The sequence below is a fragment of the Rhizobium sp. 01N424 genome (assembly GCF_056399485.1).
In genome coordinates this window covers 760,970-773,781 of the sequence record NZ_JBFTRK010000002.1, presented here as the reverse complement: position 1 = coordinate 773,781, position 12,812 = coordinate 760,970, and the positions used below count along the sequence as shown (strand labels likewise).

The 12,812-nt window shown below is 61.6% G+C and carries 14 protein-coding genes; 4 read left to right on the top strand and 10 right to left on the bottom strand.

Going from position 1 to position 12,812, the window contains the following annotated elements:
- Positions 1-75: 75 nt before the first annotated feature.
- On the top strand, positions 76-1,071 hold the full coding sequence (locus AC1DNK_RS09575) for a KpsF/GutQ family sugar-phosphate isomerase (protein ID WP_112385530.1): 996 nt from the start codon (positions 76-78) through the stop codon (positions 1,069-1,071).
- Here AC1DNK_RS09575 and AC1DNK_RS09570 read toward each other — a convergent pair whose 3' ends face one another.
- From AC1DNK_RS09570 to AC1DNK_RS09540, 7 genes are all read right to left on the bottom strand, one after another.
- Positions 1,072-1,527: an NfeD family protein gene (locus AC1DNK_RS09570; protein WP_112385529.1), complete on the bottom strand. Its 456-nt coding sequence runs from the start codon at positions 1,525-1,527 to the stop codon at positions 1,072-1,074.
- A gap of 3 nt (positions 1,528-1,530) precedes the next feature.
- Entirely contained in the window at positions 1,531-2,541 is a 1,011-nt protein-coding gene (locus tag AC1DNK_RS09565; protein WP_477940663.1) for an SPFH domain-containing protein, read from the bottom strand.
- Between the two features lie 102 nt (positions 2,542-2,643).
- Positions 2,644-3,678 (bottom strand): ferrochelatase, encoded by a 1,035-nt coding sequence (hemH, locus tag AC1DNK_RS09560; RefSeq protein WP_477940661.1) that lies wholly within the window; start codon positions 3,676-3,678, stop codon positions 2,644-2,646.
- 126 nt (positions 3,679-3,804) lie between these two features.
- On the bottom strand, positions 3,805-5,676 hold the full coding sequence (locus tag AC1DNK_RS09555) for a 5'-nucleotidase C-terminal domain-containing protein (RefSeq protein ID WP_477940660.1): 1,872 nt from the start codon (positions 5,674-5,676) through the stop codon (positions 3,805-3,807).
- Positions 5,677-5,888: 212 nt separating this feature from the next.
- On the bottom strand, positions 5,889-6,257 hold the full coding sequence (gene omp10 / locus AC1DNK_RS09550) for an outer membrane lipoprotein Omp10 (protein ID WP_112385525.1): 369 nt from the start codon (positions 6,255-6,257) through the stop codon (positions 5,889-5,891).
- 167 nt (positions 6,258-6,424) lie between these two features.
- Complete coding sequence (locus AC1DNK_RS09545) at positions 6,425-7,879, bottom strand: homospermidine synthase (RefSeq protein WP_477940659.1); 1,455 nt, start codon at positions 7,877-7,879, stop codon at positions 6,425-6,427.
- A gap of 136 nt (positions 7,880-8,015) precedes the next feature.
- Entirely contained in the window at positions 8,016-8,921 is a 906-nt protein-coding gene (locus AC1DNK_RS09540) for a heme-dependent oxidative N-demethylase family protein (protein ID WP_477940658.1), read from the bottom strand.
- Positions 8,922-8,975: 54 nt separating this feature from the next.
- On the opposite strand from AC1DNK_RS09540, the gene AC1DNK_RS09535 reads away from it, so the two are divergent.
- Together AC1DNK_RS09535 and AC1DNK_RS09530 are read left to right on the top strand one after the other, a co-directional pair.
- The gene (locus tag AC1DNK_RS09535; RefSeq protein WP_477940656.1) at positions 8,976-9,260 is read left to right on the top strand and encodes a CopG family ribbon-helix-helix protein; all 285 of its coding nucleotides are present in this window, start codon (positions 8,976-8,978) and stop codon (positions 9,258-9,260) included.
- Positions 9,257-9,556, top strand: a complete 300-nt coding sequence (locus AC1DNK_RS09530; protein ID WP_477940655.1) for a type II toxin-antitoxin system RelE/ParE family toxin — start codon at positions 9,257-9,259, stop codon at positions 9,554-9,556. The genes AC1DNK_RS09535 and AC1DNK_RS09530 overlap by 4 nt, the downstream gene beginning before the upstream one ends.
- On the opposite strand, the gene AC1DNK_RS09525 is transcribed toward AC1DNK_RS09530, so the two are convergent.
- Entirely contained in the window at positions 9,557-9,841 is a 285-nt protein-coding gene (locus tag AC1DNK_RS09525) for a YciI family protein (protein ID WP_477940654.1), read from the bottom strand.
- 130 nt (positions 9,842-9,971) lie between these two features.
- On the opposite strand from AC1DNK_RS09525, the gene AC1DNK_RS09520 reads away from it, so the two are divergent.
- Complete coding sequence (locus AC1DNK_RS09520; protein WP_477940653.1) at positions 9,972-10,877, top strand: GGDEF domain-containing protein; 906 nt, start codon at positions 9,972-9,974, stop codon at positions 10,875-10,877.
- Here the strand turns inward: AC1DNK_RS09520 and AC1DNK_RS09515 are convergent.
- Entirely contained in the window at positions 10,874-11,500 is a 627-nt protein-coding gene (locus AC1DNK_RS09515) for an aminotransferase class IV family protein (RefSeq protein ID WP_477940651.1), read from the bottom strand. The two genes, AC1DNK_RS09520 and AC1DNK_RS09515, sit on opposite strands and share 4 nt — an antisense overlap.
- Positions 11,497-12,603, bottom strand: a complete 1,107-nt coding sequence (locus AC1DNK_RS09510; protein WP_477940933.1) for an aminodeoxychorismate synthase component I — start codon at positions 12,601-12,603, stop codon at positions 11,497-11,499. The genes AC1DNK_RS09515 and AC1DNK_RS09510 overlap by 4 nt, the downstream gene beginning before the upstream one ends.
- Positions 12,604-12,812 lie beyond the last annotated feature (209 nt).

Genomic DNA, 12,812 nt, shown 5'->3' with positions numbered 1-12,812 from the left:
GACTGGTGCCTTCGGGCCGTCGTTTCGACCGAGACAGCAATGGACAGCCACAGTGAAAAGCGCTAACGCAGGCTCATGATGAGGAAAGCTGTCAATCTGGCCGAGAACAGTGTGCTGGAATCCGCGAAGCGGACCATCACGACGGAACGGCGCGGTCTCGAGGCGCTCGAGCGCGCGCTCGACAACGGGCTTTCCGGCCCATTCTCCCAAGCGGTCGAAACGATCGGCGGCATCAGCGGCCGGGTGATCGTGACGGGCGTCGGCAAGAGCGGCCATATCGGCGCCAAGCTCGCCGCGACATTTGCCTCGACAGGGACGCCTGCCTTCTTCGTACACGCCGCCGAAGCCAATCACGGCGATCTCGGCATGATTGCCAGGGACGATCTGGTTCTGGCGATCTCCAAGGGCGGCGAGAGTGCCGAGCTTCGCAGCATCATTTCCTATACTCGCCGGTTTTCGATCCCGCTGATCTCGATCACCTGCGGCGCGGAATCGTCACTCGCCAAGGCCTCGGATGTGGTGCTTCTCGTTCCGAACGAGGAGGAAGCCTGCCCGAACGGTCTCGCGCCGACGACCTCTACACTGATGCAGCTGGCAGTCGGCGATGCAGTGGCGGTAGCGCTGCTTGAGGCGCGCGGGTTCACGGCGCGCGATTTCCATGTGTTTCATCCCGGCGGGAAACTGGGTGCCAGCCTGGCGCATGTGGGTGACATCATGCATACCGGCGAGCGCGTGCCGCTGGTGCCGCAGGGCACGCCGGTGCCGGATGCGATCCAGGTTCTGTCGCGCAAGCATTTTGGGTGCGTCGGCGTTCTCGATCAGGACGGCCGGCTTTGCGGCATCGTGACCGAAGGCGACATGGCGCGCAATCTGACGCGCAACCTCGCGGAACTTGTTGTCGACGACATCATGACGCGGACGCCGAAGGTGGTGAAGCCGAGTGTACTGGCAACTGCTGCCTTGGCGCTGCTCAACAAGCACCATATCGGCGCGCTGATCGTCGTCGATGACGACAACCGCCCGGTCGGGCTCATCCATTTCCACGATCTCTTGCGGATCGGCGTCGCCTGATCAGGCGGCCTCGACCGTCAGGTCGCGGCCATTGCTGGCAACGACCTTGACGCGGGTGCCGACCGGAAGGTCGGGCCCCATGACCTGCCATATAGTATCGTCGAGACGAATGCGGCCGCGTCCCTCGCGGATCGGCTCGGCCAGCGTTGCCGTGCGGCCGACGAGGCTCGCGCCGCGCTGATTGAGGAAGGGCTCGTCCGTCGCGTCGTGCCGCAGCGTCAGCTTGCGGCCAACGAAAGTTGTCGCCACGGCAAAGGCCGCGAAAAGGATCAGTTGCACTTCCCAGACCCAGAAGCCTGCGTCCCATAGGAGAAGCGAAAGGACGCCGACGGCGAGCGCCGCAAGGCCGATCCAAACGAGGAAGAAGCCGGGCACGATCATTTCGGCGGCCAGCAGGATCAGCCCGATCACCCACCAACTCCACGGGCCAAGCTCTGCAACGATGCGTGCCAGCATGCGTCAGCGCTCCGGGTTCTGGTTGAACGGGTTTACGGGTGGCGTGCTGCGCTGCGTGACCTGGCGGGGAGGCTGGGGCGCGGGCGGGGTGCTGCCGTCGCCGAAGACTTCCTTGGCGATAGCGCCGATGCCGCTCAGCGAGCCGAGAATGGAGGACGCCTCGATGGGCATCAGCACCACCTTGGAATTGGGGGCCGAGCCGATCGACGTCAGGGCTTCGGTGTATTTCTGCGCCACGAAGTAGTTGATCGCCTGGACGTCGCCGGCGGCGATCGCTTCGGACACCATCTTGGTTGCCTTGGCTTCGGCTTCGGCCAGGCGTTCGCGCGCCTCGGCGTTGCGGAAGGCGGCTTCACGCTGTCCCTCGGCCTGCAGGATCGCCGACTGCTTGGCGCCTTCGGCGCGCAGGATCTGGGCGTTTCGCGAGCCCTCGGCTTCAAGAACCTGGGCGCGCTTCTCGCGCTCGGCCTTCATCTGGCGGGCCATGGCATCGACAAGGTCACGGGGCGGCTGGATGTCCTTGATCTCGACACGGGTGACCTTGATGCCCCAGGGGTGCACGGCCTCATCGACGACGCGCAGCAGGCGGTCGTTGATCGCGTCGCGGTTGGAAAGCAGCTCGTCGAGATCCATCGAGCCCATCACCGAACGGATGTTGGTCATCGTCAGGTTGAGGATGGCGTTTTCGAGGTTGGAGACCTGATAGGCGGCCTGCGCGGCGTTCAGCACCTGATAGAAGGAGACGGCATCGGCGGAGACCGAGGCATTGTCCTTGGTGATGACCTCCTGGGTCGGCACGTTCAGGACCTGTTCCATGACATTCATCTTGGCGCCGACGCGCTCGATGAAGGGGGTGATCAGGTTGAGGCCGGGCTCCAGTGTCCGCGTATAGCGGCCGAAGCGCTCGATCGTATAGCGATAGCCCTGCGGCACCGTCTTGATACCCGCAAAGAGCACCAGAATGACGAAGATGACGAGTGCGATGACGACGATGTCGAAGCCGCCCAGGACCATGAAATTCCTCCACCGGTTGTTGCCGGAAAATCCGGCACACATCAAACGTGGAGACTTATCCCGTTATTTGCAATGATCCGCAACAAAAAGCCGCTGGCTGGGTCAGACCCAGCCGAGAAGCTCACGCCGTACCATCTTTTCGAGCACGCGCATGCCATCTTCGCTGTCGTTCAGGCAGGGAATATGCGCAAATTTCTCGCCACCATTCTCATGGAAGGAGTGGGCTGCCTGCTCGGCAATCTCTTCCAGCGTTTCGAGACAGTCGGACACGAAGCCGGGGTTGAGGACCGCGATCTTCTTCACGCCGTCCTGCGCCAGCTTCTCGACCGTCTTGTCGGTATAGGGCTGCAGCCATTCCTCGGGCCCGAAGCGGGACTGGAAGGTGACCATGAACTTGTCTTTCGAAAGTCCGAGACGCTCGCGGAGCAGCCGGCCTGTCTTTTGGCATTGGCAGTAATAGGGATCGCCCTGCTTGAAGTAGGACATCGGGATGCCGTGGAAGGAGGCGAGGATCATCTCCGGCTCCCAGTCTAGAGTCGCCAGATGGTTGGTCACCGAGTTGGCGAGCGCCTCGATATAGGTCTCGTCGTCGTGATAATCAGGGATGGTACGCAGGGCCGGTTGCCAGCGCATGGTGAGCAGCTTCTGGAACGCCTTGTCGTTGACCGTTGCCGTGGTTGCTGCGGCATATTGCGGATAGAGCGGGAAGAGCACGATACGGTCGCATCCGGCGGCCTTCAGGCTGTCGATCTTTGAGGCGATCGACGGGTTTCCGTAGCGCATCGCCCAATCGACGACGACATTGGGGAGGTCCTTCAGGCGCTCAGCCATCAGGTCGGACTGGCTGCGCGTGTAGGTGCGCAGATAGCTCTCGTCCTTGTCCTTGTTCCAGATCAGCTCATAGGCCTTGCCGACCTTGCCGGGGCGGGTGTTCAGCACGATGCCGAACAGGATCGGGTACCATTTCCACGGCGACCATTCGATAACGCGCTTGTCGGTCAGGAATTCCTTAAGGTAGCGGCGCATCGAGGAATAGTCGGTGCCATCCGGCGTGCCGAGATTGACGAGCAGCACGCCCACCTTGCCGAAGGTCACAGGCGGGTGTTCCGCCGGGCGGTTCGAAAGTTCAACGGTCATTCTGGCCCCAACGCTCTCATGTCTTCGCCGGCTCATACGCAGCCGGATGCGATCGGTTCAACCCTATAAGTAGAAAAGCCGGCCCGGGAAACCCCGGACCGGCTTTCGAGATCGGGACAAATCGTCTTACTTCGCGGGAAGCTTCAGCTCCTCGCCGACAACAAGACGGCGCGGGTTCGGGCTGCCGTTGGCTTCGGAGATATTCTTCCAGAGCTCGCCATTGCCGTAGAACTGCTTGGCGAGATCCCAGAGGGTGTCGCCAGCGGCAATGACGTGGCTGGCAGGCGTTGCCGCTGCCGGAGCAGCCGCAGCCGGTGCGGCAGCGGGAGCGGCGGCCGGTGCTGCTGCCGCTGGGGCCGCAGCAGGCGCTGCCGGTGCGGCGGCACCAGCGGCGGCGATCGCCGTTACACGCCCATCGGTATAGGGCTTGTACGGGTTGTGCGCCGTCAGGTATCCGACAGTGACATCGGCGAGATCGGGGCCGAAATCGTAAGCATTCTTGCCAGCGGCCTCGAAGATCGAATAGCCGTCGCCGCCAGCGCGCATGAAGTTGTTGGTGGCAACGCCGTAGGTCTTGGCAGGATCGATGGCGACGAAATTATCGCCGTCCTTGACCTGCACATCGCTGACGCGGCTGCCGACAGGCTTGGAAACGTCGAAGCTGTATTTCAGACCGGCAACCTGCGCGAAGCGGCCGGCACCCTGATCGATCTGGCTGACACCGTTTTCGAGCGCCTTGACGACGTCGGCACCGGTCAGCTGGAAGGTTGCCAGTGTATTCTGGAACGGCAGGACGGTGATGACTTCGCCTTGGGTGACTTCGCCGCCATCGATCGAGGCACGCAGACCGCCGCCGTTCTGGATGGCGATCTGGACGCCCTGGCTCTTGGTGCGGTCGAGCATGGCATCGGCGACGAGATTGCCCATCGAGCATTCCTGGACGCGGCAGATGGTGCGATCACCCTCGATCGGACCTTCCGACGCGCCGATAACCTTCTTGCGCAGGTCTTCGATCGGCTTTGCGAGCTCGGCGATACGGGCGGTCAGTGCCGGATCCGGCGTAAAGGAGGAATCGATCAGGATCGGATCGCCCTTGGCACTCTTGACCACGCCGCTGTCATCGAAGTCGACGACGAGATCGCCGAGATATTTGCTGTAGGAGGCGGCCTGAACGACCGGAACCTTGTAGCCGCCCGGGTTGTCGACCAGCGTCGGATAGGGGCCTTCGGCCTTCGGATCGGTGTTCGACAGCAGGCTGTGCGAGTGGCCGCCGACAACGACGTCGACGTCGGGGATCTTGGCGATGAAGGCGAGATCGCGCGGATAGCCGACATGGGTCAGCGCAATGATCTTGTTGATGCCCTGCGCCTTCAGGTCCTGAACGGCTGCGGTGATCGAGGCGACGTCGTCGGCGATCAGCACCTTCGGGCCGGGTGAAGACAGCTCTTCCGTATCGTTGGTGACAGCCCCGACGATGCCGATCTTCTGGCCGCCGACATCGAGAACCAGCGACGGCTTGATGCGGTCGCCGAGCTTCGAGCCGTCACCGGCAAGGACGTTGGCCGAAATGACCGGGAACTGCACCTTGTCGAGGAAGGTGGCCAGGCCGTCTTCGCTGTCGTCGAATTCATGGTTGCCGACGGTCATGACATCGAACTTCATGGCGTTCAGCACTTCGGCTTCAGCCGCACCCTTGTAGGTGGTGTAGAACAGGGAGCCCTGGAAATTGTCGCCGGCGTTGAGCAGCAGCACGTTTTGGCCGGAGAGGGCCTGGCGGCGCTGGTCGATCGCGGTCTTCAGGCGGGCGGCGCCGCCGAAGCATTCCTTCTTGCCTTCTTCCTCGGCAGAGCAGGTGGAATCGAACTTGTTGATCGATTCAATGCGGGAATGGAAATCGTTGATGTGAAGAATATTGAGCTGATAGTCGGCGAAAGCCGCGCCCGTGCTGAGCGCCAGCATGGACGCAGTCAGCAGACCGAAACTAAAGGATTTCGTCATCCTGTTCTCCTGATTTTCCGGCGGCAGCGCTTACCCCTGGCTGTTCCGCCGATCCCTCTTAGCCGTTTTTACCCGGCGCGCCGGATGTTTTCATCTCACCTGCGCAACCGCAAGCGAAAAGCTGGGCCAATGCCCGCGCTTTCCAAGTGGCGGTAAGCAAAAAAGCTCCCGCGAAGGGGAGCTTTTCATTCTCGGTAATCGGTGCAGTGTGGTTACAGGCTGCGCGTCAGCGTGAATTGCGCACCGGCATCCGAGGTGCAGTTCAACTGGCCCTGATTGACCAGTGCGCAGTTGACCTTGGACTGGGTCTTGCGCACCAGCGAGGTCATGTTGATCTCCACCAGAGACGGTCCGGTGTTCACATAGGTGCCGGATGCCAGCAGCTGGTTGCTGTCGGTCGTGCGGGTAGTGAAGGTGCCAGCCTGGAAGGTCGAGACGATGCCGTTCGGATCGCGCCATGCGCCTTCAACGCCCGTTGGCGCGGCACGGGTGGAAACCGGCATGGGACGGGGATCAGAGGAAACACAAGCTGCGAGCGCTGCTGCTGCAGCCGCGAGCGCGGCAATATTTCTCAACTTCATAAAGCTTCTCCGGCGATTGGCGGCGGACGATATCCGCAAGTTCTGGAAAAACATGGCGCGAGGCGGCCGCCAAGGCAAGCCTTCTGCAAGCTGCAAGCGAAATTACACAGCAGGCGTTACAAAAATGCCCGCCTTTCGGCGGGCATCCTGTTTTCACCGGTTCGCGATTACGAGCGAACCAGGATGTTCTTGAACTGCCACGGATCCTTGGTGTCGATGTCCTCGGGGAAGAGGCCCGGGCGGCCATCGAGCGGGGTCCAGTCGGTGTAGTGTCCTTCGACCGGGCCGAGGTAAGGCAGCTGCACTTCGAGGCAGCGCTTGTAGTCGATCTCGTCGGCTTCGACGATGCCGGCCTTCGGGTTTTCGAGGGCATAGACCATGCCCGCGAGAACGGCCGAGGTGACCTGCAGGCCGGTGGCGTTCTGGTAAGGCGCGATGCGACGGGTTTCTTCGAGCGACAGGCGCGAGCCGAACCAGTAGGCGTTCTTCTCGTGGCCGTAGAGCAGCACGCCGAGCTCGTCGATGCCTTCGACCAGCTCGTCCTCGTCGAGGACGTGGTGCACAGGCTGCGCGGTGCCGCCATTGCCGAACATCTCATGCAGCGAGAGAACGGCGTCGTTGGCCGGATGATAGGCGTAGTGGCAGGTCGGGCGGAAGGTCACTTCGCCGTCCTTGTCGCGAACCGTGAAATAGTCGGCGATCGAGATGGATTCGTTGTGTGTGACGAGGAAGCCGTACTGCGGGCCAGGCGTCGGGCACCAGGAACGAACGCGGGTGTTGGCGCCCGGCTGTTCCAGGTAGATCGCTGCCTTGTTGCCCTTCTTGTGCTTCTTGGCGTTCTTCGGCATCCAGTTTTCGTGGGTGCCCCAGCCGAGTTCCGCCGGCTGCAGGCCTTCGGAGATGAAGCCTTCGACCGACCAGGTATTCCAGAAGACGTTGAGCGGCTTCGGGGTCTTGGTGAGCTGCGTGTCGCGCTCGGCAATGTGGACGCCCTTGACGCCAAGCTTCTTCATCAGCTTGGCCCAGCCTTCGCGGTCATGCTGATCCGGCTCTTCGAACTTCAGGCCGGTGTCGTTGGCGAGGTTGACCAGCGCCTGCTTGACGAACCAGGAAACCATGCCCGGATTTGCACCGCAGGTGGAAACGGCCGTTGCGCCGCCCGGGTTCTTTTCCTTTTCCTTGCGCACGGTTTCGCGCAGCGCGTAGTTGGTGCGGTCGGCGTTCTTCATGCTCTTGTCGAAATAGAAGCCGAGCCACGGCTCGACCACGGTGTCGATGTAGAGAACGTCAAGCTTGCGGCAGAGCTTCATCAGGTCGAGCGAGCCGGTGTCAACCGAGAGGTTGACGCAGAAGCCCTGGCCTTCGCCTTCGGTCAAGAGCGGCTTCAGGAGGTCCTTGTAGTTGTCCTTCGTCACATATTCCTTGATGTGACGGACGCCGTGCTTCTTGAGGATTTCCATGTCGCCCGGCTCTTCGCGCGGGTCGATGACAACCAACCGGTTCTTGTCGAACTTGAAGTGGCGCTCGATCAGCGGCAGCGTGCCGCGGCCGATGGAGCCAAAGCCGATCATCACGATCGGGCCGGTAATTTCGGCATATACCGGGTGGGTCTGTTCCGTCATTCTTTTCTCCTGTGGAAGGCGGCGAAGGCAATCAGCCTCAAGAATTCTTCAAAATGCGCTGAAAATAAGCGAAGTGACCGGCTCTAACCATAAAATGGCGTCACAATAAAGAGCGTTTGGTCCGGGAAAGCAAATATCAGGCGGGCGCCAGCTGCTGTGCAAGGCTGTGCAGCTTCTGCACGAGGTCAGCTTTCTGCAGCGTCAATCCCTTGTAGGCGGCCTGATGTTCGTCCAGCGCGTCGAGTTGTGACGCGAAGCTTGAGGCGAGTTCCGCGGCCCGCGGGTGATGTTCGATCGCTGCAATCGGATCGACATAGACGCGGATGGTGAAGACGATATCGCCTGAGACGGGAAGCTTGCGCAGCGTCTGCCGCTCGACGCGGGCGAAGCGCTCGGCCAGCGTGAAATCGTCGGCAGAAGGCGGGCGGCGGTGCTTGGAGAGCGGCAGGAAGAGATCGCCAGTCGTGTTGACCGACCAATTCATCCGCTCGACTGGCTGGGTGACCTGCAGATTGTCGAAGATGCGGGTGATCAGCGCGGCGTTGCGCGTGCCTTCGCTGAAACCGGGCACATCCGCATGGATCGCCTGCATCGGACGGCCGAACTTTTCCTGCAGCGACCAGGAAGACGGGAAGGAGACGTGGCCTGCGACCAAATGCCAGCCATCATCCTTGCGGCGCATGATGACGAGATCATCGGCAACAAGGAGGCCGGCTTTCACCAGCGGCGGCAGTGTGCTGTCGGCGAGATCAATTCTGGTGCTCGCCGTTTCGATGACGCTGCCGTGGCGGGCATACAGATCGGGATGGGCAGAGCAGAGATAGTCCGCAAGCAGCGCCAGACATTCTTCCTGTGCCGCCAGCGTAGCGTCTTCGGCGACAAACACGTCCTCGCGATGAGCGCCGATGAGGCTGCGCTTCTCCCGGAGATAGCGTGCCAGATCCGCATCCGGCTCGATCCACCTGGCGATATCGAGCGGCATCAGGCCGATGGTGAACGGCCTGGATGATCCATCATAGGGTGTGTAAGCGGGAAGTTTCATTGTCAGGAAACTGCCGGTTTGCTAGGCTTGATGCAAGAGTGAAAGGAAAGCTTCTTGGCAAGCAATACTGTCTCCTTTGATATGCCCGACCCGATGAAGCGTCAGCTCGATCAACTTTCGCGCATGACGAAACGCGATGCGTCGACGCTCGCGCGCGAAGCACTTGCCGACTACCTCCAGCGGCAAGACGAGCAGGCTGCGGCGATCGACGAAGCCCTTCGGTCTGCAGATGACGGTCAGTTTGTTTCTCATGACGCCATGTCGGAATGGCTGGAATCGTGGGGTGGTGCGGAAGAGAAATCGCCGCCCAAAATTGACGTTATCAAAGCCCGGCGATGAAGCTTCTATGGGCGGCGCTCGCACGAGCCGATTTGCTGGCCATCCGCCACTACATTGCTGAGCATCATCCGGGTGCTGCCAAAGCTGTAGCGGACAAGATTCTGCGGTCGGCAAACTTGTTGTGTGAACAGCCTGAACTCGGCTTGGCCACCCATAGGAACGATGTCCGGCGGTTGCTTGTTGCCGGGTCGGTCTATTCGATCATCTATCGGATTTCCGACCAAGACATCGAGATCATCGAAGTTTTTGATGGTAGACGGCAGGCCCCGCGTACCGATCTGAAGCCGGGCGACTAGCTATCCCTTCAAGGCTTCCAATCCCTCATTGACCGTCGTCAATGCCACTTCCGTCACCTCATACTCCGCAACACCGTGCGCCGTGAAAGGATCGGCCGCGACATAGGCTTCGATCTCGGACCGGTCGCCAGTGGCGAAAATCACGCCGCCGGTGCGCGGGACCTTGCGGCCGGAGGCGAGGAACCAGCCTTTTGCATAGCCTTCCTTCACCCAGGCCATGTGCGTCTCCATGTGCTTGTCGGCCTCCTCGTTGGGTTTCACGTAGGTGAGGGAGAGAATGAACATGTTCCGATCCTGAAAGCTGTGTGCCGTTATGAGGCTGTTGATAACCGAAATGGGACTGGTCCATCCATCTTCTTTTTAGACTTTCGCCGCAATGTGCCACACATCGCCACAGCACGCCCGGGACCATCGGATGACCCAGATATCGGAGCGGCTTGCGGAGTTGCAGGAAGAAAGTGCCGTGCTGATCGGTCTCTACGATCAGGATGACCGTTTGCAATATGCGAACGCCGCCTTTCGCTCCATCTTCGCCATTGAGCCGGACGAAACGCCCACATGGGCCGAACTCATGCGCCGCAACACCAAGGCCGGACGCGGTACGATCATCCGGACAGCCGATTTCGAGGCCTGGCTGATTTCGGCGCAATCGCGCCGTGGCAAGCTGCCGTTCCGCGCCTTCGAGACCGATGTCGTCGATGGCCGATGGTTCTGGATGACGGAGACGGTTCAGCGCGACGGCTGGATGCTCTGCATCGCCAGCGACATCACGCATATGAAGACCAGCCAGCGCGATCTCCGGCAGGATCGCGACTTCGCACTGAAAGTATCGCAGACCGACGAGCTGACGGGCATTTCCAACCGGCGTTTCATGATGGCGGCGCTTGAGAACATGATCCTGCGGCAGGGTTCGGCCATGTCGATCAGCGGCTGCATGTGCATCATCGATCTCGATTTCTTCAAGCGGATCAACGACAGCTTCGGCCATCAGGTGGGGGATCTGGTGCTGATCGATTTCGCCCGCCGCGTCCAGCCGATGGTCCGCCGCCGCGACAGTTTCGGGCGGATCGGCGGCGAGGAGTTCATGCTGGTTCTGCCGGATACGACGTTGGAACAGGGCGAGAAGATCATCGACCGGGTGCTCGACCGTGTCCGCGTTGCGCGGCCGCTGCTGGCTTCGCCGGCATTTTCCTATACCTGCTCGGCCGGGCTGGCAGAGCTCAGGATCGGCGATACGGTGCAGCAGATCTATGCGCGGGCGGACGAGGCACTCTATGTTGCCAAGCAGAGCGGCCGCGACCGGCTGAAGATCGTCGCCTAAGGCAGGAGCATGGCGGGGATCAATCCGCGCAGCGAGTTGCCCATGTAGAGCTTGCCGGCGGCGACATCGGCAAGACCGATGCGGCCTACGCGCGCCTTGCGCTGGCAGATCAGCTCGGTGCGCAAGACGCCTGCCAGCAATCCGCAGGAGATCGGCGGCGTGCGCAGAATGCCGGAGCCGTCATCGAGGAAGACCGAGGTAATGGTACCCTCGCAGACCTCATCCTTCTCATTGAGCATCAGCACTTCGTCGGCATCAGCAGCTGCATATTCCGCCCGCGCCGTCTCATAGACCTCGCGGCGGGTCGTCTTGATGCGCAGCAGCTTGTCGCTGCTATCGAGACGCCGGGCGGCGAGTTTCACTTTCCAGATGGTGCCTGAAGCAAGCGGCGCGAAGGGCGCGCTCGTGACCTCGATCCTGCCGTCCCCATCTAGGGTCAGACGGACCCGAAGCGGTCCTTGTGCCTTGGCAACCGCCCGCTCGAGCTCCTCGATTGCATGCTTTGGCGCCGCAAAACCGATGCGGCGGGCGGATCGTTCGAGGCGGGCGAGATGCAGCCGCAGCCGGGTGAAGCCCACTTCCGAATCCCAGCGCATCGTCTCGATCAGCGAGAAATCGCTCATCGGGAAATCTCCTGATCGCCGATCGCAAAGCGCGCCTTCAACAGGCACTCGTCGTACTCGGCCTCGGCGGTGGAATCGAAGACAATCCCGCCGCCGACATTGAAGACGGCGCGGCCATCGTCGAAGAGGCTGACGGTGCGGATGGCGACGGAGAAGCGCATGGCACCCGAAGGGGCAATCATGCCGATTGCGCCGCAATAGACATCGCGCGGCTGGTCTTCGAGATCGTTGAGGATCTGCATGGCGCTGAGTTTTGGGGCGCCGGTGATCGAGCCGCAGGGGAAGAGGGCGGCGAAGATATCGCGGATCGCCAGATCGGGAAGGAGCTTCGCCTGCACATGGCTCACCATCTGGTGCACCGTGGGGTAGCTCTCGATGTCGAAGAGTTTTGGTACGTCGAGCGTTCCGACTTCGGTGATGCGCGAGATATCGTTGCGCAGGAGATCGACGATCATCCGGTTCTCGGCCTGGGTCTTCACATCGGCCAGCATCGCGGCCTTGATGGCTTCATCCTCGGCCGCATCGGCCCCGCGCCGGGCGGTGCCCTTCATCGGATGCGTCTCGATCCAGCCGCTTTCGTCGGTGCGGAAGAAGAGTTCCGGCGAGCGCGACAGGACGATCGGGCCGCCGAGATCGGCATAGGCGCCGTATTTGACCGGCTGGCGCTCGATCAGCGACCAGAAGGCGGCGAGCGGATCGCCGCTCCAGCGTGCCTCGACCGGCATGGTGAGATTTGCCTGGTAGCAATCGCCCTGGCGCAGATGCCAGTGGAGGCGGTCGAAGCGGGTCTTGTAGGTCTCGAAATTCCACCCGGCTTTCGGGGCGGTCAGGAATTCCTCGTTGTCGCGGCGGCGGACTGGTTGCGACAGGGGGTGGCCATCCGGCGCAGGGCCGTCGAAGACGCCGAAGCAGAGGAGAGGGGATTGGCGATTGGCGGGGAGTTTGGGGGCGAGCTTGTCTTCGAAGAGGTAGCCGGCCTCATAGGAGATGTAGCCCGCCAGCCATTTGCCGGCGGCCTTGGCGTCCTGCATTCGCTGCAGGGCGGAGAAGAATTCGGCTCGGTCGTTCGCGATGATGGTTTCGGACGGCTCGGCGAAGAGCATCGTCTGATCGGTTGTGTCGTCGCGGAAGAGGATGAATGGGCTCAATTTACGCCTCCCTCATTCCTGTGCTTGTCACAGGAATCCAGTGCGCCCAAGTCCTTGGGCGCGGAAGAGCCACTTCACGGCGCAGACGAGCCGTGGCTGGATTCCTGTGACGAGCACAGGAATGAGGGAGTGGGTGGGTTGGCGTCATTCGTTCTCTCTTGGAC